This is a genomic window from Campylobacter concisus (assembly GCF_902460715.1).
GTDB lineage: Bacteria > Campylobacterota > Campylobacteria > Campylobacterales > Campylobacteraceae > Campylobacter_A > Campylobacter_A concisus_AK.
Genome location: NZ_CABPUX010000002.1, coordinates 187,155 through 211,278, shown reverse-complemented (window position 1 = coordinate 211,278; position 24,124 = coordinate 187,155). Strand labels below are relative to the sequence as shown.

25 protein-coding genes, 1 other RNA gene and 1 pseudogene are annotated in these 24,124 nt (G+C 39.4%); 15 read left to right on the top strand and 12 right to left on the bottom strand.

All coding sequences use genetic code 11. The features are described 5' to 3' along the window. Positions 1 to 445 precede the first annotated feature (445 nt). Positions 446 to 1,942 (bottom strand): C69 family dipeptidase, encoded by a 1,497-nt coding sequence (locus F3G91_RS06905; protein ID WP_103612119.1) that lies wholly within the window; start codon positions 1,940 to 1,942, stop codon positions 446 to 448. A gap of 201 nt (positions 1,943 to 2,143) precedes the next feature. Here F3G91_RS06905 and rpmI point away from each other — a divergent pair, with 201 nt between their 5' ends. Both rpmI and rplT read left to right on the top strand, forming a co-directional pair. After that, on the top strand, positions 2,144 to 2,335 hold the full coding sequence (rpmI, locus tag F3G91_RS06900) for a 50S ribosomal protein L35 (RefSeq protein WP_087581277.1): 192 nt from the start codon (positions 2,144 to 2,146) through the stop codon (positions 2,333 to 2,335). Between the two features lie 100 nt (positions 2,336 to 2,435). Next, complete coding sequence (gene rplT, locus F3G91_RS06895) at positions 2,436 to 2,792, top strand: 50S ribosomal protein L20 (RefSeq protein WP_004317321.1); 357 nt, start codon at positions 2,436 to 2,438, stop codon at positions 2,790 to 2,792. A gap of 426 nt (positions 2,793 to 3,218) precedes the next feature. On the opposite strand, the gene dapF is transcribed toward rplT, so the two are convergent. Then, positions 3,219 to 3,962: a diaminopimelate epimerase gene (dapF, locus tag F3G91_RS06890; RefSeq protein WP_149701095.1), complete on the bottom strand. Its 744-nt coding sequence runs from the start codon at positions 3,960 to 3,962 to the stop codon at positions 3,219 to 3,221. A 75-nt stretch (positions 3,963 to 4,037) separates the two neighbouring features. On the opposite strand from dapF, the gene F3G91_RS06885 reads away from it, so the two are divergent. After that, on the top strand, positions 4,038 to 4,658 hold the full coding sequence (locus tag F3G91_RS06885) for a DNA alkylation repair protein (RefSeq protein ID WP_149701094.1): 621 nt from the start codon (positions 4,038 to 4,040) through the stop codon (positions 4,656 to 4,658). Here F3G91_RS06885 and coaE read toward each other — a convergent pair. After that, on the bottom strand, positions 4,648 to 5,250 hold the full coding sequence (coaE, locus tag F3G91_RS06880; RefSeq protein ID WP_149701093.1) for a dephospho-CoA kinase: 603 nt from the start codon (positions 5,248 to 5,250) through the stop codon (positions 4,648 to 4,650). The two genes, F3G91_RS06885 and coaE, sit on opposite strands and share 11 nt — an antisense overlap. A gap of 79 nt (positions 5,251 to 5,329) precedes the next feature. On the opposite strand from coaE, the gene purM reads away from it, so the two are divergent. From purM to F3G91_RS06865, 3 genes are read left to right on the top strand one after another with little or no spacing between them, the layout of a single operon-like run. Beyond that, positions 5,330 to 6,313: a phosphoribosylformylglycinamidine cyclo-ligase gene (purM, locus tag F3G91_RS06875; protein ID WP_149701092.1), complete on the top strand. Its 984-nt coding sequence runs from the start codon at positions 5,330 to 5,332 to the stop codon at positions 6,311 to 6,313. Then, positions 6,313 to 6,603 (top strand): hypothetical protein, encoded by a 291-nt coding sequence (locus F3G91_RS06870; protein ID WP_149701091.1) that lies wholly within the window; start codon positions 6,313 to 6,315, stop codon positions 6,601 to 6,603. The genes purM and F3G91_RS06870 overlap by 1 nt, the downstream gene beginning before the upstream one ends. A gap of 1 nt (position 6,604) precedes the next feature. Continuing rightward, positions 6,605 to 7,024: an RDD family protein gene (locus F3G91_RS06865; RefSeq protein ID WP_149701090.1), complete on the top strand. Its 420-nt coding sequence runs from the start codon at positions 6,605 to 6,607 to the stop codon at positions 7,022 to 7,024. 2 nt (positions 7,025 to 7,026) lie between these two features. On the opposite strand, the gene F3G91_RS06860 is transcribed toward F3G91_RS06865, so the two are convergent. Continuing rightward, positions 7,027 to 7,197, bottom strand: coding sequence for a bifunctional hydroxymethylpyrimidine kinase/phosphomethylpyrimidine kinase (locus F3G91_RS06860; RefSeq protein ID WP_223227839.1), 171 nt, complete (start codon positions 7,195 to 7,197; stop codon positions 7,027 to 7,029). A 219-nt stretch (positions 7,198 to 7,416) separates the two neighbouring features. Then, on the bottom strand, positions 7,417 to 7,851 hold the full coding sequence (locus tag F3G91_RS06855; protein ID WP_107936077.1) for a hypothetical protein: 435 nt from the start codon (positions 7,849 to 7,851) through the stop codon (positions 7,417 to 7,419). Positions 7,852 to 7,964: 113 nt separating this feature from the next. On the opposite strand from F3G91_RS06855, the gene ffs reads away from it, so the two are divergent. Continuing rightward, positions 7,965 to 8,062: signal recognition particle sRNA small type (gene ffs, locus F3G91_RS06850), an RNA gene on the top strand. Here the strand turns inward: ffs and F3G91_RS06845 are convergent. The 5 genes from F3G91_RS06845 to dnaA form a co-directional block, all read right to left on the bottom strand. Beyond that, positions 8,049 to 9,284 carry an HD domain-containing protein gene (locus F3G91_RS06845; protein ID WP_103607235.1) on the bottom strand — a complete coding sequence of 412 codons (1,236 nt, stop codon included), beginning with the start codon at positions 9,282 to 9,284 and terminating at the stop codon, positions 8,049 to 8,051. The two genes, ffs and F3G91_RS06845, sit on opposite strands and share 14 nt — an antisense overlap. Then, on the bottom strand, positions 9,284 to 9,901 hold the full coding sequence (gene queF / locus F3G91_RS06840; protein WP_223227838.1) for a preQ(1) synthase: 618 nt from the start codon (positions 9,899 to 9,901) through the stop codon (positions 9,284 to 9,286). The genes F3G91_RS06845 and queF overlap by 1 nt, the downstream gene beginning before the upstream one ends. A 17-nt stretch (positions 9,902 to 9,918) precedes the next feature. After that, positions 9,919 to 12,228, bottom strand: coding sequence for a DNA topoisomerase (ATP-hydrolyzing) subunit B (gene gyrB / locus F3G91_RS06835; protein WP_149701088.1), 2,310 nt, complete (start codon positions 12,226 to 12,228; stop codon positions 9,919 to 9,921). A 17-nt stretch (positions 12,229 to 12,245) separates the two neighbouring features. Beyond that, a complete protein-coding gene (gene dnaN / locus F3G91_RS06830) occupies positions 12,246 to 13,313 on the bottom strand; it encodes a DNA polymerase III subunit beta (RefSeq protein ID WP_021088742.1) in 1,068 nt (355 codons plus the stop codon). 153 nt (positions 13,314 to 13,466) lie between these two features. Next, complete coding sequence (gene dnaA, locus F3G91_RS06825) at positions 13,467 to 14,777, bottom strand: chromosomal replication initiator protein DnaA (protein ID WP_002940543.1); 1,311 nt, start codon at positions 14,775 to 14,777, stop codon at positions 13,467 to 13,469. Between the two features lie 122 nt (positions 14,778 to 14,899). On the opposite strand from dnaA, the gene ruvC reads away from it, so the two are divergent. From ruvC to F3G91_RS06790, 8 genes and pseudogenes are all read left to right on the top strand, one after another. Further along, positions 14,900 to 15,379 (top strand): crossover junction endodeoxyribonuclease RuvC, encoded by a 480-nt coding sequence (ruvC, locus tag F3G91_RS06820; protein WP_103567041.1) that lies wholly within the window; start codon positions 14,900 to 14,902, stop codon positions 15,377 to 15,379. 16 nt (positions 15,380 to 15,395) lie between these two features. Continuing rightward, entirely contained in the window at positions 15,396 to 16,085 is a 690-nt protein-coding gene (locus F3G91_RS06815; RefSeq protein ID WP_149701087.1) for an MOSC domain-containing protein, read from the top strand. 105 nt (positions 16,086 to 16,190) lie between these two features. Continuing rightward, positions 16,191 to 16,940 (top strand): annotated as a pseudogene (locus F3G91_RS10740) (cache domain-containing protein); the annotation flags it as partial. Positions 16,941 to 16,979: 39 nt separating this feature from the next. Next, complete coding sequence (locus F3G91_RS10735) at positions 16,980 to 18,116, top strand: methyl-accepting chemotaxis protein (RefSeq protein WP_411160733.1); 1,137 nt, start codon at positions 16,980 to 16,982, stop codon at positions 18,114 to 18,116. 98 nt (positions 18,117 to 18,214) lie between these two features. Beyond that, positions 18,215 to 18,730: an S-ribosylhomocysteine lyase gene (gene luxS / locus F3G91_RS06805; protein WP_149701085.1), complete on the top strand. Its 516-nt coding sequence runs from the start codon at positions 18,215 to 18,217 to the stop codon at positions 18,728 to 18,730. Position 18,731: 1 nt separating this feature from the next. Next, entirely contained in the window at positions 18,732 to 19,838 is a 1,107-nt protein-coding gene (locus F3G91_RS06800) for a DNA adenine methylase (protein ID WP_149701084.1), read from the top strand. A 65-nt stretch (positions 19,839 to 19,903) separates the two neighbouring features. Then, complete coding sequence (locus tag F3G91_RS06795; RefSeq protein WP_021088739.1) at positions 19,904 to 20,134, top strand: hypothetical protein; 231 nt, start codon at positions 19,904 to 19,906, stop codon at positions 20,132 to 20,134. Then, on the top strand, positions 20,134 to 20,382 hold the full coding sequence (locus tag F3G91_RS06790) for a type II toxin-antitoxin system RelE/ParE family toxin (RefSeq protein ID WP_149701083.1): 249 nt from the start codon (positions 20,134 to 20,136) through the stop codon (positions 20,380 to 20,382). Before F3G91_RS06795 ends, F3G91_RS06790 begins: the two co-directional genes overlap by 1 nt. Positions 20,383 to 20,426: 44 nt before the next feature. Here F3G91_RS06790 and thyX read toward each other — a convergent pair whose 3' ends face one another. Together thyX and flgE are read right to left on the bottom strand one after the other, a co-directional pair. Continuing rightward, positions 20,427 to 21,053 carry an FAD-dependent thymidylate synthase gene (thyX, locus tag F3G91_RS06785; protein WP_103597784.1) on the bottom strand — a complete coding sequence of 209 codons (627 nt, stop codon included), beginning with the start codon at positions 21,051 to 21,053 and terminating at the stop codon, positions 20,427 to 20,429. A gap of 92 nt (positions 21,054 to 21,145) precedes the next feature. Next, on the bottom strand, positions 21,146 to 24,103 hold the full coding sequence (flgE, locus tag F3G91_RS06780; RefSeq protein ID WP_149701082.1) for a flagellar hook protein FlgE: 2,958 nt from the start codon (positions 24,101 to 24,103) through the stop codon (positions 21,146 to 21,148). Positions 24,104 to 24,124: the final 21 nt, after the last annotated feature.

Genomic DNA, 24,124 nt, shown 5'->3' with positions numbered 1-24,124 from the left:
CGCTTCGTAAGTAGAATCCCCTTCTGCCACCAAAAAAACCAAACCCTCACCAGCACAGCTCAAACAACAAGTCTGGATCACACCACCTGCGGTGGATGACAACCACTTCTTCTTAAACTAAAGTAAAATTTATAAAAAACCCTACTAAAAAGGTCCTTGCCAAATTTCAGGCATTGCTTAGCTTTGCTATTAAAGATGCAGTTACAATGCAGCGGACCTGCTAGCAAAAATGGATTTATCTCAATGTGAAAAAATGTAAAATCATTTAAAAATTTGCGTGTTTTTTGAAAATCGCTGATATGTTTTTTGCCGAGATTAACGAGCTTTATGCATGGGACAAGGCATCAGCGTTTTTCCTTTGTAGTGAATTTTTGCCGCATTATAAACGCTCTTTGCCAAATTTTTGTTTAAATTTGGGCGCTACTAAATTTCACGCCCAAAACTTTTAGTCTTTTTTGCCTTTATTTAGAGATTTTAGCTTAGCATCCATATCAGCTGTAAGCATAGTAAAGACTTTGTTTGTAAGCTCCTGTGTTAGATCTTTAGCCTCTTGCATAGTCTTTTGGCTAAATTCATTTAAGAGTTTGTCTGCTTTTTTCTTATCTTTTTTGTAAAGTTTGACGTACTCATCTTCAAATTTAGCCTGTTTTACCGCCAACTCTTTTTCAAATTTAGCGTAGGCCTCTTTTACCACTGGCGAATACTTCTCATAATCAGTCATCACAAGGGTTTGAAGCTTTCTATAAACCCAGTAAATCGAAGTATCATCAGCGTCGTATGAGCCATCAGAGTAGCCTTTTATAAAGCCATCAAGCCCCTCGTAATACGGCAAATAAACGCTAAGATCAGCCATACCAAGAGCGACGTAGGTCACACGGCCGATCTCTTTTGGTAGCCATGGGCGCACCTGCATGACGTGAGACTCATACGTTCTAAAGACGCTTATAGCGCGGTAGATGTTTTTCTTATCTTCATCTTTGCTAGCATAGTTATCAAACGGTGTGCTGTCGTAGTGGGCTCTCATCGCAGCTTTTAGATCCTCAACACTTAGTTTTTTCTCTGGTTTTAAAAATACTGGGAATTTTTGACCATCGGCGAAGTCTTGTTTTAGGCTTGGGTTAAACATACTTTGAACCCAGCAAACACGTGGGTAGTTATAAGTCACATCTCTCTCATCATCCCTTGTATAGGCCTTTGTAAAGTTAAATTCGCCGTCTTTTGCAGGGTCATAAGTCTTATTATCGATCGCAAATTTGATGACATCTTTTGCTCCCATGAAATTTGGATCATTCTCTTTATAAGCGTGAAGTCTGCCTTGGTTTGCAGTAACGAAGTACTCATCTTGTGGGATCTTTGAAGCGATCCATTTATGGCCTGTGCCAGTTTCAAAGTACCAAAGCTCGTTTGCATCGACAAATACCACACCAAAGCCCTCGCCAGCGCCTTTTGTCTCAACTATCTCGCCAAGAAGCTTAACGCCCTCTTTTGCGCTTTTGATGCGCGGCAAAAGCACGTCTGGGATGTCATCTTCTGTGATGCCAGTCTCTTCGTTGTATGGATCAACTTTTAAAAGCTCATCTTTTGCATAGATGGTCTCAGTGCCACTAAGTCCTACGCCAGCCTCGTTGTAGCCGACTGCACCGTGAAGTTTTGTGTGTGAGTTTGCGATAGTTGTGTATCTCATGCCATCTTTTGGGAGCGGATATGTAAAGTCATTTGCGCCGTCATGTGCCTTTGAGCTGTGCATGCCAGTTTGATTTTTCGTAGCTGGATGTATCAAAAAGACTTGTGCCTTTATAGCCTTGCTATCAGCGCTTCTAGCCACTAGCATAGAGCCGTCGTTTGAGGCTTTATCTCCTACTAAAATGGTAGTGCATGCCAAGCTACTTGTGCCTAAAATCGCACTCATAGCGACGATTGATGCGAGAATTTTCCCTTTCATCTTTACTCCTTTAGTAAAATAAATTTCTTATATGTGATTATATGCCAAATTTAATAATTTAATTATAAATTTTAAAATTTTTTTAAGTTAAATGTAAATTTATTGCAAATTTTGTCTAAGTGAAATTTAAATTTTCTAAAGGATTTTTCGCTATAATCCAAATCTTACGCACTTGCGTATAAAATTTCAAAAAGGATTAGCATGCCAAAGATGAAAACCGTTCGCGGTGCTGCTAAGCGCTTTAAAGTAGGTAAAAATAAGATAAAAAGAGGCTCTGCTTTTAGAAGCCACATCTTAACAAAAAAACCTACTAAGCGTATGAGAGACCTTCGTGGCCCACACTACGTGGACAGCACAAATGTCCCAGCCGTTCGCAAAATGCTCGGCGTATAAAGCAGCGTAGATTTAAGTTTTTGACAAAAAAGTCATTCAAACTCCCCCAAATTTAGGGGCAAGACTCACTTTGTGAGCGCCAATTTGTAAAAGGATAAATATGGCAAGAGTAAAAACAGGCGTAGTTAGAAGAAGACGCCATAAGAAAGTTTTAAAGCTAGCACGTGGCTTTTTCAGTGCTAGACATAAACACTTTAGAAAAGCTAAAGAGCAACTAGAGAGAAGTTTAGTTTATGCATATCGCGACAGACGCCAGAAAAAACGTGATTTCAGACGTTTATGGATCGTTCGTATCAACGCAGCTTGCAGACTAAACGACATTAGCTATTCAAGATTTATCAACGGCTTAAACAAAGCTAAGATAGAACTTGATAGAAAAATTTTAGCTGATCTAGCTATGAATGACGCGAAGGCATTTGCGGCACTTGCAAAACAAGCAAAAGATGCTTTGAAATAACACCTTTTCTCCGCTTCGGCGGAGATCTTCTTTTTTATACACTTTAAAATTTAATAACAAAAACTCTAAAAAACTCTTTGTTTTACACAAAATTTGATATGAAATTTAGCCTGCGACTTTTACAAACTACTAGCCAAATTTAACTACCAGTAGCCAAAATAACTAAATTTCGATACTCGTATCAAAGCAGTGTTTAAAAGCTCCAGTAAATAAAATTTCGGCGGAGATTTTTACACCCCACTAAATTTCATATAAATTAATTCTTGAGATATTTAAGTAGCTAAACTATTAAATGGTTTGTATTTAAATTTTAAATCAGTACCGCTATAAATTTAGTTCAGCTGTTGAGTGCAAATTTAGTGATATAAATTTGAAAATTTGCTTGCTCTGACTAACCCAAAACAAGCGTAAAACTCACTCTAAAAGCTAAATTTCGATACTCGTATCAAAGCAGTGTTTCACCGCTCCGCTAAATAAGATTTTGCCATTTTCTAACCTAAGTCCAAGCTCCTCGCCGCTTTTTGGATAGACTTTTAGGCATTGCGGCGCGTTTAAATTTAAAGTAGCTCCGTAAAAGCAAGCCGCCATACCAGTGCCACAAGCTAGTGTCTCGTCCTCCACGCCCCTTTCGTAGGTTCTTACCTTTAAAACTCCGCCATCAAATTTGGCTAAATTTACATTTGCATTGTACTTTTGACGAAGCGCCCTGCACTCTTTGACGTCAAATTCATCTAAATCTTGAGTGAAATTTACAAGATGCGGCACGCCAGTGTCGTAAAAGTACCAAGTTTTGCCGTTTTCATTTAGTGGCTCGCTTAAAATTTTTGGACTTGTTAGCACGACCTCGACGCACTCACCTTTCACGCTTGCCATCACCTCGCCGCTACCAGTTAGCAGAGCAAATTCGCTTGAACTAACAAGGCCGTTTAGATAGGCATATCTAGCAGCCGCACGCGAGCCGTTGCCACACATCGCAGCGTAGCTTCCGTCGCTGTTGTAAAACTCCCATTTCACGCCCTTTTCGTAAGGCAAAAGCACGATGAGCCCGTCAGCTCCCACGCCGTTTGTTCGGCTACAAATTTGCCTTGCAAGCTCACTCCTATCTTTGCTCAAAAATGTGTGAAATATGACAAAATCATTGCCGCTGGCGTTATATTTTGAGACTTGCACGATCCGTCCTTCTATTTTTTTCGTGATTTTACTAAAATTTAGATAAGAGTTATTAGTGATTTTAAAGGAGCTACTTTGAAGAGCTACATCTTAAATTTAGAAAAAGAGTTTTCTTTGATAGAAAATGGCTTTAAAGAGCAAGAAAGAAGGGCTTTGACTGACTATAAAGCAAAGGGAGCAGAGCGCTGCAAAGAGCTTGCACTCCTAGCATACGGCTCGAAGCTCTATCAAGTGCGGATGTATGCGGTTTTTCTCTTTGGACACCTATCAGATCGCGAAGAAATTTTGACGTTTATGAGAGATGAAGTCTCAAAAGATGAAAACTGGAGGGTTCAAGAGGTGCTGGCAAAGGCGTTTGATGAGTTTTGTAAAAAAGTTGACTACGAGCAGGCACTTTTTGTTATCGATGAGTGGCTAAAAAATGGCAATGCAAATGCAAAAAGAGCCGTAACAGAGGGGCTTAGGATATGGACAAATAGGCCCTATTTTAAAGATAACCCAGATGAGGCCATTAGGCGCCTAGCCAGCCTAAAAGATAGTTCGAGCGAGTATCTTAGAAAGTCAGTTGGCAACGCTTTAAAAGATATAAGCAAGAAATTTCCAAATTTAGTAAAAGCCGAGCTTGATAGCTGGGATTTGAATAGTAAAGAGGTTTTGCAAACATATAAATTTGCTAGTAAATTTATTAAGAAATAGCGCAAATTTGCTTTAGAAATTTCTCTAGCTCAAGCTTTAAATGCTCCATGTCGCTGCTATTATCTATAACAAATTTTGCCATTTTTCGCTTTTGCTCGATGTCCATCTGAAGCTCTACTCTAGTTTTTGCCTCATTTAAGCTTAGCCCATTTCGGCTCATTAGACGGCTTAGCAAAAGCTCTTTTGGCGCGTAGATCACGGCTACATTTTTAAACTCAGCGTAACGCTGCTTTTTTTCAAAAAACAAAGGGATATCGACAAAATAAACCTGCCCCAAGCGCTCAAGCTGCAAGGCATTTGATAAAATTTCAGCTTTTATCTTTGGATGTAAAATTTGCTCTAAATTTTTAAGCTTTTTTGGCTCGTTAAAGACGATGGCGCCCAGTTTTTTGCGCTCTATTTTGCCAGTCTCATCTAAAATTTGCTCGCCAAAAGCTTCTATTATCTCGCATTTACAAATTTCAAGCTGTTCGTGAGCGATGAGGTCCGCATCTATCACGCTAAAACCTCGCTCTTTTAGTAAATTTACAACCGTGCTTTTACCACTAGCGATCGAGCCTGTGATGACGTAGGCGTTTGGAAATTTCTGCAAAGTCGCTCCATTTTTGAAAATTGATAACAATTTTAGCAACTTTTGGCTAAAGTTTTAAAAAATAACCAAAAGGGTGAAAATGATAAGTTATAAAGATGCCGGAGTCGATATAGATGCTGGAAATAGCTTTGTTGAGGCGATCAAGCCTTTCGTAAAATCTACGCAAACACCAAACGTCATAGGCGGCATCGGATCATTTTCAGGTGCGGTCAGACTGCCAAGCGGATATAAAAATCCAGCCATTTTAGGCGCGACCGACGGCGTTGGCACGAAACTTCGCCTAGCTATCGACGCTAAGAAATTTGAGGGCGTGGGCGAGGATCTAGTCGCTATGTGCGTAAATGACCTCATCTGCAACTTCGCCACACCACTCTTTTTCCTCGACTATTACGCTACTGCAAAGCTTGAGATAGAGAGTGCCAAAGAGGTAGTAAAAAGCATCGCAAATGGCTGCAAAAAGGCGCAGTGCGCGCTGATAGGCGGTGAGACAGCCGAGATGCCGTCGATGTATGAAAAGGGTGACTTTGACCTTGCTGGATTTGCCGTGGGTATAGCTGAGGCTGACGAGATCGACAGGAGCAAATTTGTAAAATCTGGCGATGTTTTAATCGCACTTCCAAGTAGCGGCCTGCACTCAAATGGCTTCTCTCTTGCAAGAAAAGTAGTAAGCGAGCTTGGGCTAAAATTTGATGAAAAAGTGGGCGATAGAGCACTCATCGACGTGCTTCTTGAGCCAACTAGAATTTACGTGAGCAACTTTTTAAACTTAAAAGATAAGATCACCGCAATGGCGCATATAACGGGTGGTGGCATAGTTGAAAACTTGCCTCGCGTCTTTCCTGCTGGACTTGGTGCGAAGGTGCAAAAAAGCGCTATAAAAACGCCTGAAATTTTTAAAATCCTCGCGCAAAAAGTAGAAGAAAGCGAGATGATGAGGACATTTAACATGGGCGTTGGCATGATCCTTGTTGTGCCTAAAGAAAACGTAGATGCTGTGCTAGCAAATAGCGATGGATACGTGATCGGCGAAGTGGTAAGCGGCAAGGGCGTTGAGCTAGTTTGATGCACACAAATAGTGTAAAACGCCTGCAAAAAACTGAAAATAAGAGTTTTTTTGACCTTAGCATCTATCAGTTTTTAGGCATGTTTGGCGTGCTAGAGAGCGATATCAAAAAGCTTGATTTTTATGATTATTGGTGTGAGGTCTCGAGAGGATCAGGCGTGCTGCCTATCATGCAAGACAACGGCGAGGACGGTGATCTTTACGATGAGAGCTGCGAGGTGATCGACTGCCTTATCTACCTATATGATTGGGAGAAATTTAGCCGTATCTACATAAATACAGGAAAATAACTTGGCAAAGCAAAAGGCAAAAATCGCACCGATCTGGGCTAGAGTAAAGGCCTCTATCATCGATCTTTTTATCATCGGCATGCCGATATTTTACGCCACGACCTATCTTTTGCTTGACGGCAAAGAGGCGTTTTTGCACAACCAGCTTGCGATCTTTGGCGTAAATAGCCTCATCTCATTTATAATGTGTCTATTTTTTAGCATAAAGGCGCAAACTCCAGGCTACAAAGCGCAAGAAATTTATCTCATAAATTTACAAACCGGTAAAAAGTTAAGCCTTCTTCACGCGATCTTGCGTCAAATTTGCTTTGCATTTGCTGGCTTTAGTGTCATCGGACTTTGCCTTTGTTTTTTTAGAAAAGACAAGCTAAATTTACACGATATCATCACTCACTCAGCCGCCGTGCAAAAAGCAGCTTAAATTTACTTCGCTCCGTGCCAAAGAAGGCGGTTTTTGCCTAGATTTGTGTCAATACTCTCTTTTATAATGGAGCAGATATACTCTTTTGAAAGCCCTATGGCCTCCTCTAGGCTCTTACCCTTTGCAAGGTAACAAGCAAGCGCCGTTGAGAAAGTGCAACCAGTCCCACTCATCACAAGCTGGCTAATCTATACGCTTAATTTTTTATCTTGGCAACAGCTTTATCACAAAATAATGCACATTTATCAATGTAAATTTAGCTGATGAAGTGTTATTTCGAATTTTGGTCATAAATCGCCTAAGCTAGCGAGATAAATAGAGAAAATCAAGGTAAAAAACGAGAAAATTTAGCTACAAGCCACGAAAAATTTTTGATTAAATTTGAGTGAAATTTAAGCACTTTGCGAGTAGAGTTTGACCTCGTTTATCAAAAATTCATAGACCCTTTGTTGCACTAAAATTTCCTCCTCGCAGCCACTCATCAAACGACGAAGGTGCGAAAAGTCTATCTTTTTAGCATATCTTTTGTGATCTTTCATATCTTTATCTATGCTTAAAAGAAGCGTGTCAAGCGTGATCCTGTCGCTTCTTTTGACCCTTGCCACGTACTCTCTAACGGTTTGGATTAAGAAGTCTTTTCTAGTCTGATCGTTTTCATAAATTTCACTTACGATGTCGTTTAAAACGTCAAAATCATCCTCGTCTGGGTCAAATTTAGCCGAGATAATCGCAGCAAAAATTTTGGCACGAAACTCTAAAGACTTGTGGTGATAGATAAAAAAATCTCTAAAGGCCGATAAAAAACGAAGTTTGATCTTTCCTGGCATTGCCCTACTTTTGGTGAAATTTATGTGAGATTATATACTCTTAAAGCTAAATTTTTAAAAATGTAACTATAAAACTAAATTTAAGTATAGTTTTTGTATGATTGCGAAGCTCCTTCTTAGACCTGTGCAATGCTTTTTATGAGCACCGCTTCAGGGTGGGAACACAGCAGAGCACTTGTATTAAGTGTGTGCCGCAGTCATCTGAGAGGGGGTCTTTCTAAACCAAAATGCTCATTAAAATCATCGCAAATTTCTAAAAAATCCACTCCATCGATCTTAGGTTTTTCGCTAAAAAATTTATACATATTATTAAAACCATCGGTTAGCTCTTTTGACTTGACGCCGTAGCTTATAGAAATTCCAGCTTCGATGTAGGCTGAGAGCTTGTCGCAGTATTTTAGCGCTTTGCCATCGATCGGGTTAAATTTATCCTCATTTACGTTCTCCATAGTCCCTTCGTGGCAGATGATCTTGCGTTCATAAGTCCTATTTTCAAACTCATCTTTGATAAATTTCTCGCCATCTTTTCTGATACCAAGGATGTAGCTAAATTCATCTTTGATCTTTTCAGGCACAAATGGCAAAATCCTCTCATCAATAAGCCTCATCTCATACTCGCTGATGATCTCATTTAACCCCTTTACGCCGTATTTTACAGGGCTTATGATATCCCTTGTGAGGCTCTCTGGCAAGTCGTGAAATAGTGCGCAAAAGAAGTTATTTTCTAGCCGTTTTTTGCAAGCTTTTGCTTTGAGTGAGTAAAAATAGCTAAGTATCGCAACAACTAGCATGTGTCCTAAGACCGCAGTTTCAGGGATGCGAGGCGTTTGTGCCCAGCGCTTTTGAAACCTTAACCTGCCACTTAGATCAACAAGGCGGGCTAATTTTTGATTCATAGCGATCTTTCTAACGCCAATTAACTCATAATAATCCTCCATCTCCTCCTCGACCTTCGCCTTAAGCTCGTCGATATCGCTTAAAAACTGGCTCGTTTGATAGACGATAGAAAATTCCCACCTCGTGGCAAGATAGCTGGCTGCTTTTAGTATAAGGCGCTCTTTTTCGTGAGTTTTGTCGTTTTTATAGTGGTTTTTAAACCTCTCCAAAAACTCGCCGCCCTCGATATCTGAGATGAGCGTCTCAAGGTTGCTTAAAACCCAGCTATTTATCTGATCTTTTTTTGTCTTTTGGATGTGGTGAAAGACGTCAGGGCGTATGTCTGTGACTACGACCCTGCTTAAAAACTCAAAAATTCCAGCCTCGATGATGTAGTTCATGTCGGCATTTTGCTCTTGTTTTGCTATGAAATAAGCGATGATAAATTTATGAGCCTGCTTGTCAAGCTCGACTAAATTTGTCATCTTTGGATAGTCATTCCAACGTGATATAGATGCTGCTTTAAAGATATGTTCTATAAGCTTAGCACTTATCATTATTTATCCTTTTTGACTACTTTTGGCTTCTTATCATCGGCGTAGCTTATCTTTCTAAAGCCCTCTTTGTTTGAGCTTCTTCTTGGCTTGTCATCTTTTTTAAATTTATCATCTCTGCTGCCTCTGCTACTAGCGCGGTCGCTTGAGCTACGTCTCTCACGTGGCTTGTCGCTAAAGCTTCTCTCCCTACTTCTTGGAGTAAATTTTTTCTCCTCAACTGGCTTTTTCACTACTAGATCAGAGCTGATCTCGATAACTGTGTGGACATTTCCACGTGGGTTAAAGTCACCAACTATCTTCATAAATTTAGGCTCAAGCTTTTTTTCTAAAACAGAGTAAATTTCATTTATACTATCTTCGTGGCTGATGTTGCGGTTCATAAAGCTATTTATATAAAGCTTTATCGCTTTTAGCTCGACAACTAGCTTATTTGGGATGTATTCAAGGTATATGGTCGCAAAGTCAGGATAACCAGAGCGAGGGCAAAGGCAGCAAAACTCAGGCAGAGTGATCTTTATGACATAGTCCCTTGTTTGCTTATTTTCCCAGACCTCAAGGTCACTCTCTACGTCAAATTCTTTTAAAATTTTCTCGCCATACTTCATCTCTTCGCTCATTTTTTATCCTTTTTCTTTTAAATATCCAAGTGTTTAACGTCTTTTGCGTGATCTTGGATGTAGTTTCGTCTTGGCTCGACCTCATCGCCCATAAAGAGATTAAACGTATCAGAAGCGCTTATAGCGTCGTTTATATCGATCTTTAAAAGTCTTCTGTTCTCAGGGTTCATCGTAGTCTCCCAAAGCTGCTCAGGGTTCATCTCACCAAGACCTTTGTAGCGCTGGATATATGCACCTTTTTTCGCATTTTTCTCTACTTCATCAAGCACGTCTATAACGTCACTATGCAAGTCTAGACCACGCTCTTTTATCTTTTGGCTGATGTAAAGCGCCTCTTCATAGAGTGGATTTGTAAATAAATTTTCATTTACCACAAGCTCTTCTAGACCGCTTTCAGTTTGGACATAAATTCTAACCTCATCATCGCTAACGTAGTGGTTTAGGATGTTATGACCCTCAGCTTTTAAGAAGTCTCTTAAAATTTCAAAAATTTCATTGTAGCTTTTTGAGACAATGTCTGGATTTTCTATCATATAGCGGATCGCCGAAAGGACGTTAAAGCGTTTTTCAAGCTCTTTTAAGACGCTTCTATAAGCTGCAACGATCTTTAAAAAGTCGATCAAATCCGCACTGCCAATGCCCTCTATATCAACGCCCTCAATGCCAGTTTCGATAAGAAATTCGTTTAGTGCCTTTTCATCTTTTAGATAAATTTCTTTCTTACCTTTTTTATAGCGGTAAAGTGGCGGCTGAGCTAGATAGATGTGGCCGTTTTCTACAACTTTATTTAAAAATCTAAAAAAGAATGTTAAAAGCAGTGTCTGGATGTGGCTACCATCGACGTCGGCGTCGGTCATGATGATGATCTTATGATATCTAAGCTTTTCAGCGTCAAATTCATCTCCGATGCCACAACCTAGCGCTGTTATCATATTTTTTATCTCATCAGATTTTAAAATTTTATCCAGTCTTGCCTTTTCAACGTTTAGAATTTTACCCTTAAGTGGCAATATCGCTTGAAAAACTCTATCACGTCCCTGCTTTGCAGAACCGCCCGCAGAGTCGCCCTCCACTAGGTATAGCTCGCTAATTACTGGGTCTTTACTCTGACAATCAGCTAGTTTGCCAGGGAGTGTGCCTATACTCATGCTCTCTTTTTTGCGAGTTAGATCCCTAGCTTTTTTAGCGGCCTCGCGACCACGAGCTGCCATTAGAGCTTTATCCATTATCGCTCTTGCTTCTATAGGATTTTCTTCAAAATACTTTGTAAGCACGTCAAAAACCATCTTTTGAACGATAGGTTTTACGTAACTTGAGCCTAGTTTGCCCTTTGTTTGTCCCTCAAACTGCGGCTCTGGCACCTTTACGCTCACAACTGCGATAAGTCCCTCACGGATATCTTCGCCAGTTATCTTTGTATCTTTTTCACGTGCAGCAGCATTTGCTTGAACGTAGTTTGTGATAACTCTTGTAAGACCCGCTCTAAAGCCAGCCTCATGCGTACCACCATCTGGAGTTTTGATGTTATTTACAAAGCTTAGTAAATTTTCACTATAAGTGTCGTTGTAAAGCAGAGCAAAATCAACCATAACATCATCTTCGCCGCCGCTAAATGAGACTGCTTTGCTAACAGCATTTGCCTTGTTCATATCAGTTACAAAGCTCTCTAACCCGCCCTCAAAATGAAAGCTCTCGCTTCTGCCATTTCTTTGATCTTTAAAATTTATAGTTATCTTTGGGTTTAGATAGGCTAGCTCGCGAAATCTTTTTACTAAAATTTCATCGTCAAATTCAGTCACTTCAAATATGCTATCATCTGGCCAAAATTCAACTTGCGTACCTGTGCGGTTTGTAGTTTTTATCACTTCAAGATCGCTTTGTGGGATACCTTTTGCAAATTCTTGTCTATGAAGTTTACCATCGCGTTTGATATTTACGATTAGCTTTTTAGAAAGGGCATTTACAACAGATACACCAACGCCGTGAAGACCGCCAGAGACCTTATAAGTGTCCTTGTCAAATTTACCACCAGCGTGAAGCACAGTTAGAACAACAGTCGCAGCTGAAATTTTCTCAGTCGGGTGCATATCTACTGGGATACCACGGCCATTATCGCTAATGATCGCTGAGCCCTCACGTGTAAGCTCAACGTCTATCGTATCGCAGTATCCTGCCATTGCTTCGTCGATAGAGTTATCAACGACTTCGTAGATCATGTGGTGAAGACCGCTTATGTTAGTATCGCCTATATACATGCCTGGGCGCTTCCTGACCGCCTCAAGCCCTTTTAGTACCTTAATATTTTCTGCGCCGTAATTATTTTCCATCATAAACCTTTTTTAACTTATATATTTAATGGACTTATAACCGTTAGAAGCTCTTTTGAGCTAACAACGAAAGGTAAATTTTTATCTTTAAATCCAAACTCAAATTTCTCATCTTCTATGCTTTGTAAGAAGTCTATTAAATTTCTATTTTTTACATTTATGCTGATATCTTCTTCAAGTCCTGTTTGAAACTCTATCATCGTTTTAGCTTCAGAGTTGTCCTCTATGATGCTCTCAAATGTTATGCTCTCTTTTGAAAAAGTTATCTTCATCTGATCGCTTAGCATCGAAATAGTCTTGATGCCTTCAACCATCTTATCTCTACTTAGCTCAAATCTTATAGCGATATCTTTTGGTATAACGCGCTCATAGTCAGGGAATTTGCCATTTATAAGCTTTGTGAAAAACTCAAAATTTTGGCTTTGAGCGATTAGGACGTTTTCATCATAGTAAATTTCTATCTTGTCGAAAAATAGCTTTTGAATTTCATTTATCGCTTTTTTAGGGATGATCAGTGAAAACTCATTGCTCGCTTCATTTGCAAATTTAAATACAGCTAGCCTTTTTGTATCGGTGCCTACTATATTTATATAGTTTTGTTTTATATCTAGCAAAGCGCCATTTAGCTCAAATTTAGGGTTGTTGCTATCGATGCATGGCAAAATTTTCTTTAAGCTTCTACCTAACATTATGGCGTCTATGTCAAATTTAGCCTTGCCTTCTATCGTTGGAAACTCTGGGAAATCTTCAAATTTATACATTGGAAGTTTGTATTTTGAGTTTTTTTGTTTGATGTAAAGATAGTTATTAACAGTTTCAAGCGTTACCTCTTCATCTTTTAGGCTTTTGATGATGTCAAGTAGCTTTTTACCATTTGCTGTTGCATAGCCCTCATCAACGATCTTTGCGTTGCTTAGTTTATATGCTAGTCCTATCTCGTGATCAGTCGCTTTTATGTTTAAAACTCCATCTTTTGCAGAGATATAGATGTGAGAAGTGATAGCACTAAGATCTCTTTTTTCGAGATATGGATTAGTGTTTGTTACTATGCTCTCAAGCATGTTTTTGTTTATTAAAACCTTCATTAAATACTCCCTCTTATTTTTAATTTTCTTTTTGTTGTATTAGTTGGTAGCGTGAAAGTGTGAAAACCATCTTTTCTCACGCCAGCATCGTTGTTTAAAATGTGAAAAGAATTTTTCATTTCTTCACATTTATTCACGAATTTCATTCTGTTTTTATCCTTTTGTTAAAATTTTGTTCTTTATCTCAGTCACTCTGAGGTTGAAAATTTCGTTGCTCTCCATGAGCTCGTTTATCTTTTTTATATTGTGACTAACGGCGCTATGGTCTTTCATACCAAAATAGTTTGCGATTTGTGGCATTGAATTTGTAGTAAGCATCTTCGCAAGGTAGATGATGATACGTCTAGCCTCGACGATATTTTGCACTCTTGACTTGCTTTTTATGTCACTTGGCTTGATATTTAGCTCTTTGCTAACGATCTCTATAATGGTCTCTAAATTTATATTTTCATGTTTTTCTTTGATGAGATCTTTTAGTGTGTTTTTAGCAAATTCAAGCGTTATCTCAACTCTCATCAAGCTTGCATAGGCGTTTAAATTTATGATAGCGCCCTCGATCTCACGGATATTATCGCCCATATTTGTAGCGATGTAGTCGATCACCTCTTTGTTTAGATAAATTTTGTCAAATTCACACTTTTTGATGATGATAGCTATCTTTGTATCAAGCTCAGGTGGCGTGATATCAGCCATTATGCTTTGTTCAAACCTAGACTTTAGCCTCTCATCAAAGCCTTTTAGTATCTTTGCTGGGCGGTCTGAGGTCATGACGATCTGACCTTTTTTGGCGATGAGCTCGTTAAAGGTGTTAAAAAACTCCTCTTGAATTTTATCGGTTTTGCCAAGAAACTGCACGTCGTCTATTAGTAAAACGTCGCAGTTTCGGTATTTCTCACGAAATTTAGTCATCGAGTGGCTATTTAGATGCGTGGTAAAATCAATCATAAACTGGTCGCTTGTCACGCAGATAACGACCTTGCCTTGATCTAGGCAGTAGTTGCCAACTGACTGAAGCAAGTGCGTCTTGCCAAGACCAGTTGTGCCGTATATAAAAAGTGGGTTGTAAAGCACGCCAGGCTTGTCCGCGACTGCTTTTGCGTTTAGAAATGCAAACTGATTTGAGTCGCCGCAGACAAAATTTTCAAATGTATATCCAGGGTTTAAAATGCTGCTTTGCGCCTTGATCTGCTTTACATTTACTTGGTTTTGCTTTATGTTTTTTAGCTTTGTTTGGCTAGTTATCTCGACTTCTGGTTTTTTGCCGGTTTTTACTTCATAAAGGTAGGCTATCTTTTCTGCATATCTAGTTTTTATAAATTTAGCCATCAACTCACTCGTGGCGTTAAAAACTATAAAATCTTCGTTTGAAGCCTTTTCGTTAAATTTTAATTGTTTGATGTAGCAGTCAAATTCATTAGCGGATATTTTTGTCTGTAAAAGCTCTAAAATCTCGTCTGCTAGCAAATTTAAACCCTTTTGAAGTAATTAATTTTATTAGCGATTTTATCTTAAATTTAATAAAACCTTTGTTAAACTCCGACAAACTTTTTCACGGCGTGAAAAAGTCGTGAAAAAGTATTGAAAAGATTGTGATGAAAATTTTAGGAATCGATCCAGGCACGAAAAATTGCGGTTACGCGATACTTGAAAAGAGTAAATTTAAAACTACTCTTCTTGAAGCTGGGCTTATAAAGATAAAGCCAAACACGCTTCAATACCAAATAACAGAGCTTTGCGAGGGGCTTGATCTCATCTTTAAAAACCATAAATTTGACGAGGTCGCGATAGAAGACATTTTCTTTGCCTACAACCCAAAAACGGTCTTAAAGCTCGCTCAGTTTCGTGGGGCACTTAGTCTTAAAATTTTGCAGCTTCATGGCGACTTTGCCGAATACACGCCGCTTCAGGTGAAAAAGACGGTCACTGGCAAGGCAAAGGCTGACAAAGAGCAGGTGGCTTTTATGGTGAAAAAAATTTTAGGCATAAATAAAGAGATAAAACCGCTTGATATCACCGATGCTATCGCGATCGCGCTAACTCACGCGAATAATTTAAGAATAAACTAAATTTGATAGGGATGAAATGGCAACACTAAAAGCTTTACTAATCGGAGGCGTGAAAAACTACGGCTCGCAAAATACAACTGATAAGCTAAATTTACCTTGGAGCTCGGCTATTTTTAAAGTAGCTCAAAATGGCGAAATTTTCGCAAATGAGCTTGGCTTTGAGGGCGATAGCGTCGCTGATACGAAGCACCACGGCGGCCCTGAAAAGGCAGTCTTTGCAAATTCGTTTGCAAACTACGCCGAGTGGGAGAGCTTTTTAGGTTTAAAAAACATGGCTTATGGGGCGATGGGGGAGAATTTATGTATTGACGGGCTTGATGAGAGCTGCGTCTATGTGGGCGATATCCACAAGGTGGGCTCGCTTGTGCTTCAAGTCTCGCAGCCTAGAAAGCCATGCTTTAAGCTCTCAAAAAGATGGGGCAATGAAAATATGGCTACTCACATCTTCAAAACAGGCCTTACTGGCTGGTACTACCGCGTTCTTACGCCAGGCTCATGCAAAGCAGGCGACGCGATAGAGGTTATAGAGAGTGACCCAGTTCATATGAGCATTTTAGAGATAAACAGACTTTTTTACGCGCCAAGTGAAAATTTAAATTTACTTGAGAAATTTAACGCCCTCACCACTCTTACAAATGGCTGGCATGATGATATGAAAAGACGCATCGAAGGAATTTACAGCACCGAATTTATGAGAACACTATAAACATTTATACTTTTGCTCCGATTTTGTTTTGCAAATAGATTTCAAACAAAATTTAAAGGAGCATAGGTGTTTAGGTCTATCACAAATAAGATAGCACTCGCCTTGATGATCTTACTCATCATCTCGTTTTGTGCTATCTCTGCGGTTAGTTATTTTACTTCAAAGGACAAGATCGTTGAGCTTGTCAGTGGCAAAGAGGATCAGGTTCTTAAGGATATAAAGAGTGTTGCAAACACTTTTTTTGATGAAAATTTAGAGCATATCAAGAAAATTTCATCAGCAGTTGAAGGCGCTCAAAGTGGCGATGAGATAATGAACTTTGTCTTATTAGAAAAAAAGGTCGCAAACTCTGCGGTGAAATATGTCTATTACGGCGATGAGGATGGACACTTCTTCCAATCAGATGGTAAAAGAACAACCGTAGCTGATAACTACGACCCAAGAACTAGAGGCTGGTATAAGAGCACAAAAGAGAAAAATAAAGAAATTTATACCGAGCCAAGGATCACTTCTACAAATGATCTTGTTGTAACTTTCACCGCTCCAGTTACTAAAAATGGTAAATTTGTTGGCGTTGCTGGTATAGATGTAGATGTAAAGAAAGTTAGCGACAAGATCATCGAGATAGGCAACACTGGCGATGGCGGATATGCTTATGTGATGAGAAAAGATGGCACTATGCTCTTTTCTGACGTAGCTTCAGAGGTTGGCACTATCTTACCAGCTACAAAGGTCGTCTCAGAAAAATATGCCAATAAAGAATTTGACGAAAATGGTCTGATCTCATATAAAAACTCTAAAAACCAAGATGTAACGGCTAAAATTTTACCTATCAACGATGATGGCTGGCTTGCAACCGTTGCCATAGGTGCGGATACCTTTTCAAACCATACTATGCCTATCTTAAAAGCTCAGCTAATGCTTGCAGTGCTCTTTATAGTCATACTCTCAGCTATTGTTTTCGTGCTACTAAAACGCTCACTTAAACCTATCGGAGTTATCCAAGAGAAGCTCTCTGATACATTTAAATTTATCACTTACGAGAGCAGCACCGCCCCAAGCAAGCTAGATATCCACACGACTGATGAATTTGGCGTGATGAGCCAAGAGATAAACAAAAACATAGACAAAGTCATAGCTGGCATCAAGAAAGATAACACCATGCTTGAAGAGCTAAATGTAGCTGCAAATAACATGATAAGAGGAAATTTAGGCGTCAAACTAAGTGAGAATCCAAATAACCCATCGCTTATCAAGCTAAAAGATCTGCTAAATACCTTCTTTAGCTCTATCAGTCAAAATTTAGGCAGCGTCATAAATATCCTAAAAGCATACTCAAATAATGACTACACCGCTAAGATCGAACTAAGAGATGACATAGAGGCTGATCTAAAAGCTATGATAGTTGGCATAAATAATGCAGGTGATGCTATAAGCGCTATGCTAAATAGCAACCTAAATCAAGCTCAAATTTTAGAAGAAAAAGCAACTATGCTTGCTGAGTCTATGAGAAATTTAACTGATGGTGCTAGCAAACAAGCTGACTCTATCCAAGAGAGCGCGGCTGCGGTTGAGCAGATGAGTAGCTCGATGAATGCTATCTCACAAAAGACAGGGGACGTCATAAGACAAAGTGATGAGATCAAAAATATCATCGTCATCATCCGTGACATCGCTGATCAGACAAATTTACTAGCTCTAAATGCCGCCATAGAAGCTGCTCGTGCAGGTGAGCATGGACGTGGCTTTGCGGTTGTGGCTGATGAGGTTAGAAAGCTAGCTGAGCGCACACAAAAATCTCTAGGCGAGATAGAAGCAAATACAAATGTATTGGCTCAATCAATCAACGAGATGAGCGAATCTATAAAAGAGCAAGCTGAGGGCATAAATATGATAAATAGAAGTGTTGCTCAGATAGATAACGTCACAAAAGAAAATAGAAGCGTTGTTAGTAACACAAACGACGTAACTAGCGAGATAGACGGTATGGCAAAAGTCATACTAACAGACGTTAGAAAAAATAAATTTTAATACCCAAAAATACTACTAGGCTCATGTAAATTTATGTGGGCCTTTAAATTTTTAAATCTTTTTTACGCTAAAATTACCAAAAATTTAAAGGAGAATATATGCCACTACTTGATAGTTTTTGCGTAGATCATGTAAAAATGCAAGCCCCAGGAGTTAGACTAGCAAAGAGTATGAAGACCCCAAAGGGCGATGATATCAGCGTTTTTGACTTGAGATTTTGCAAGCCAAATGAGGAAATTTTGCCAGAAAAAGGCACTCACACTTTAGAACACCTATTTGCTGGTTTTATGAGAAACCATTTAAATGGCAACGGCGTGGAGATCATAGACATCTCGCCGATGGGTTGCAGAACTGGCTTTTATATGAGCGTAATTGGCATACCTAGCGAAGAAGCTGTAAAAAAGGCATGGCTAGCCTCTATGAAGGACATCTTAGAAGTCAAAGATCAAGATCAAATTCCAGAGCTAAATAAATTTCAATGTGGCACTTACAAGATGCACTCACTTGATGAAGCACACGCCATAGCAAAGAAAATTCTAGATCAGGGTCTAGTCATCATAAACAACGAAGAGATCAAGCTTGACGTTGATGCTATGGGACTAAAAAAGCACTGATTTGAAACCAGTAAAACAAGAAAATCAAGCCTATCTAAAAGAGCAAATTTTAACCTATCTTGGTAACAAACGCTCGCTTTTAGGCTTTATCGAACAAGGCGTAAAACACGCAAAAGATGAGCTAAAAAAAGAGAAGCTTAGCTGCTGCGACCTCTTTAGCGGAAGCGGCGTGGTAGCTAGGTTTTTAAAGCAAAATAGCGAATTTCTCGTTGCCAACGACTTGGAGCTTTATAGCTTTATCACAAACTCATGCTACCTGCAAAACGCCACAAATGAGCTAAGAGATGAGATAAATTTCTGGCAAAAAAAGCTTGAAAAAGAGATAGAAGAAAACCTTTCTGAGGGCTTTATAACAAGGCTTTATGCCCCGCAAAATGACGAAAATATCGCTTGGGGCGAGCGGGTCTTTTACACAAGAAAAAATGCCATATTCATTGACACCGCAAGAAGGCTCATAGGTGAGCTCTTGCCAGAGGAGATGAGAAAATTTTTCATAGCTCCACTACTTTATAATGCAAGCGTGCATGCAAACACGAGCGGTGTTTTTAAGGGCTTTCATAAAAATAAAGAGGGGGTTGGCCAGTTTGGAGGACAGGGGCAAAATGCCATCTCAAGGATCACCTCTGATATAAATTTGACTAAGCCAATTTTTTCAAATTTTAGCGTGCCATTTGAGGTCTATCAAAAGGACGCAAATTTGCTAGCAAAAGAGATTAGCGGCCTTGATCTAGTCTATCTTGACCCACCTTATAACCAGCATCCATACGGCTCAAACTACTTCATGCTAAATCTCATCGCAAGCTACACTGAGCCAAGTAAAATTTCAAAGGTTTCAGGCATCTCAAAGGACTGGAACAGATCAGTTTTTAATAAAAAGTCATCAGCAAGCGAGGCATTTTTCGAGTTGATAGCAAATTTAAAGGCGAAATTTGTGCTTATCTCGTTTAACTCAGAGGGCTTTATAAACCAAGATGAATTTGATAAAAACCTAAATAAAATGGGAAAAGTTCATCTACTTCGCCAAAAATATAATGCCTACCGCGGCAGCAGAAATTTAAAAGCTAGAAACATCCACGTAGACGAACTTCTTTACGTTTTGAAAAAGTAAATTTAGACAAAAAACGCAATAAAACAAAAAATGATATAATCCCCAAAAAACAAAAAGGGCATACTATGCAAACAATAACAATAATAGGCGATAATATCAGTCAAAAAGCTATTGAGGCATTTAAAGCGATGGCACAAGCTATGGATCCAAAATATAAAATCAAGTATGTCAATAGTTCAAAAGAGCAAGAGATACCGACAGAGCAGACATTGCTTGATCTAAAAAACGCAAAAAGTGTTGGATTTTACAAAAACCATGATGACTTGATCAATGAAATAAAACAAGAAAATCATTGATGAGAATTTTAGAAATTTTTAGCACTTATAAAAAGGATTTGAAGTTAGTTTTAAAGCAAGGATGGGATGAAAAAGCGATTTCAAAGGTGGTTTTTCAACTACAAAATGATGAAAAATTAGCTGATGATTTAAAAGAATTTAGAGAGTGCCACGTTTTTGGAGATTTGGTAATAATTTATCAAAGAGATGATGAAATTTTAAAGCTTTTTAAAATAGGCAGGCACCAAGATATTTTTAAAAGATATTAGAATACTTTTTAAATTTATACTTTGGTGCTGTTTTACACTTAATTTTAACCCTCATCATCTGGCAAGCACTTCTCAAAGATAAATTTATGCTCATTTGGCAAGGCATCGTAGATAGCATTTGCTAAATTTCTTATCTCCCAAAGGGCTGACTTTGAGCTTCTTAGAGAGATGAAATTTTGCAAGCTTCTAGCGTTTATGCTCCATGTAAGCTCAGTTTTATAGCACTCTGGCAAGCAGTATTTAACTATATCAAGGCTTTTTGTAGTTGAAGCTAAAATTTCACGTAAATTTTCAAGCGCTTTTATGCTCGCGTTATCGACCATTTCGTCATTTGTTAGCACGATAAATTTAGCCGCACGCTCAAACTGCCCTACTTCAAATTTCTCCTCTTTTTTTAGCTCTTTTAGCGTGTAGCGGGTTGATTTGACGCTTAGGCTTGCCAATCGGTGGCGGGCTAGCTCTTGAAGTAGTGCGCGCGAGATGCCTTGGATGTAGAAGTTGTAGTAAAGATGCTCCAGCGTTGAAGCGTGTTTAAATTTATTACCCACTCTATCTATCAGCTCGACGTCTTTTTCGCCGCCATTGTCGCCTTTTTCAAAGCTTTGCCAGCATGTGCGGATCGCGTGAGAGCAGATATTTAGTGGGGTGTGATTTAGAAGTGTTACTTGCATATTTTCTCTTTTTGTGAAATTTTTTAGCATTTTACAAAAAGAAGGCTGATTTTATTTGTAAATTTAAAAGGGAGCGAGCGCCCCCTTTATGATTATTGTTTTAGTTGAAGAAGTGTGTTTAACATCTCGTCACTTGTCGTGATCGTTTTTGAGTTTGCTTGAAAGCCTCTTTGGATGACGATAAGATCTGTTAGCGCACGGCTTAGATCGACGTTACTAGCTTCTAGTTTTGAAGCCGCGATCGTTCCTTTATCGCCTGTGCCTGCTGCGCCGATGACTGCTTCGCCTGAGTTTGCAGTTTGTGAAAAGACGTTTCCGCCCTCACTTTGAAGACCCTCGTTGTTTGTAAAGCTAGCAAGTGCAACTTGAGCTAGACCAAAGCTTTGTCCGTTTGTAAATGCACCGATGATAGTGCCAGTTTCGTCGATCTTTAGGTCATTTAGCGTGCCACCTGTGTAGCCATCTTGTGAGATAGACTCAGTTGAAGAGTCTTTATCAAAGCTTGTTAATCCGTTAAAATCAGTTCCCAAGCCAAAATTTAAACTAACATTTTGACCACTTTGTGAGCCGTTGTTAGCTGAAAATGTTATCGTAGCTGGGTGAAAGCTAGCGAGTGAGCCGTTTGAGTTAAATCTTAATGAGCCAGTTACGACGTTGTCTGGACCTTCACCTGTGTAGTTTATCTTAGCAGGCTCTGGCACTTGGATGATCATATTCCACTCAGTTCCGCCATCTTTTGTAGTGCCTGTCTTTGCCCATTTTATACTAACAGTGTGTTTTGAGCCAAGTGAGTCAAAGATTTCAGCTGTTGAGCCGTGGCTTGACATCATCATCTTGCCGCTTGCTCTTAGTGCTTGACCTGGGCTTAGTGCGCCATCAAGTGCTTTCATCATTGTTGTAAGTCTAACATTTTCATTTATAGCTGCTGTATTAGCATTTTCTGCTGGCTTTGTTAAACCAGTAATCGTCATATATAGGGCTTGGTCGGCATTATCGCTCGCTGGGTTTTCTAATTGAAATTGACCTAGTTTATTTACTGTTATTTTTACTCCGTCGTTTAGATCTGTCATCTTTTTCATTAGTGCTTTTTTTGCTTCATCGCCGATTGCTCTATTTAGTTCATCCATATTTTCTTGTATCATTACACGATTTTTTACAGCCTCATTTGCATTATTTAAAGCAGTGGCTGCCTTTTGAGCGGCCTCGTTTGCATCTTTTACTTTTTTTGCAGCCTCGTTTGCAGCCTCGTTTGCATCTTTTATGGCTGTTTCTGCTGCTGTCCTTAATGCTGCTATGCCAGCCGCAGCACCACCTGCACCACCTGCAAATACTACATTATCTATTGCAGTAATTAGATTATCATTGGCAGTTTTTGCAGCTACTACTGCAGCTTGTGCTGCAGCATTTGCTGCAGCTGTTTCGGCAGCTGTTGCATTTCTAGATGTTGCAACTAAATTTGCTTTGTTTATAGCATCCATAGCAGCTCTTGATGCTGCATCTGCTTTTGCCATAGCATCATTTACTGCATCTATAAGTGCTTGACCTGGTGCACCAGCGGCAGCACCGGCAGCAGCTATAGCGGCATTTAATGCAAGTATAGCATTCGTGGCAGTAACATTCTTTGTTCTAGCATCTTGTTCTGCATTTTGTGCAGCATTGTTTGCATTATCGGCCTCTGTCCTAGTAGTTGTTTTCTCTTGTATAGCTTTTGTTTCAGCCTCTTGTGCGGCTCTTAGTTTTTCTGCCATCTCATCTGATGTTTTTACATTAACAATATTCCCATCACCATTATAATCAACATGGTTTCTGGCATCCTCTTGCATAGCAGCACGAAGATCTTCTGTTGTAGTGATCTGTCTTGCGATCTTGTCGTTATTTGGGTGAACAGCTGTTGTTTGTGAGCTTGTATAGACATATTGATAAGCTGTGATGATATCTTTGCTAGCTAGACCGCCAACCGTATTTCCAGCATTTACCACTAAGTGAATATTTTTTGTCTCTTCGGTTGTGCCTAAGTTATTTCTATTTATAAGTGTTAGCTTATTACCCTCTGAAATTTCAGCCCTAACGCCAGTTTTATTATACTGAGCGTTGATAGCAGCGGCAACGTCACTGATACTTGTCATAGTATGATCTTGGGATTTAATAGTTGTGCCATTTATTGTGATATCAAGTGTTTTTGCTGGATCTATCTTACCAATTGTTTGAGATTCAGGACTTCCTATGCTAAATTTCTCAGTTTTAGCATTTGCGTAGCTTACCCATATGCCTTGTCCATCTCTTAGTGCAAGACCGTTTCCAAGCTCGTCAAATGTAACGCCAAGATCAACACCACGCTCTGTTAAAATTTGCTCGTTTCTTGAGTTTGTATAAAATTCATCGTTGTTTGTATCGTTTTCGTTATGAACTTCGTTGGCATTTAAAATTTCATCATTATTAAAATCACGTCCGCCAGCAACTGAGTCAAGAGCGTAAATAGGTGTGCTTCTTTGACCGATGCTGTTACCTGAGTCGAGGTTGCCTTTTATTTTAACTTCTGTTGTTGCTCTTGCTGGAGTTGTAAGACCTTTTTTGATGACGATGTTGCTTATAGGGCCTGTTGAGTCGATAGTGCCAGTCTCTTCATCTCTAGTCCAGCCTTGAACGATATAACCGCTATTATTTACAAAGTTACCAGCCTTATCACGGACGAAATCGCCGTTTCTTGTGTAGTATCTTGTCGTTCCGCCATCTGGAGATACGACGAAGAAGCCATTTCCTTGAAGAGCAAGGTCGGTTTGCTTGTCAGTAGCTGTTAGTGTACCTTGTGAGAAAATTCTTGTAGTTGAGTTTATAGTCGTTCCTAGACCTATTTGCATAGCGTTTTGACCGCCTAGCTGACCTTGTGGAGCGGTAGCAACTCTTGGAGTTTGGCTTAGTATATCAGCAAAATTTGCGCGGTTGTATTTAAAACCATAGGTATTGACGTTTGCGATATTGTTGCCTTCTACGTCTATGGCTATCTGGTGGGCTTGTAGGCCTGAAACACCAGACCAAAGTGATCTCATCATGAGCTTATCCTTTTTCTCGTT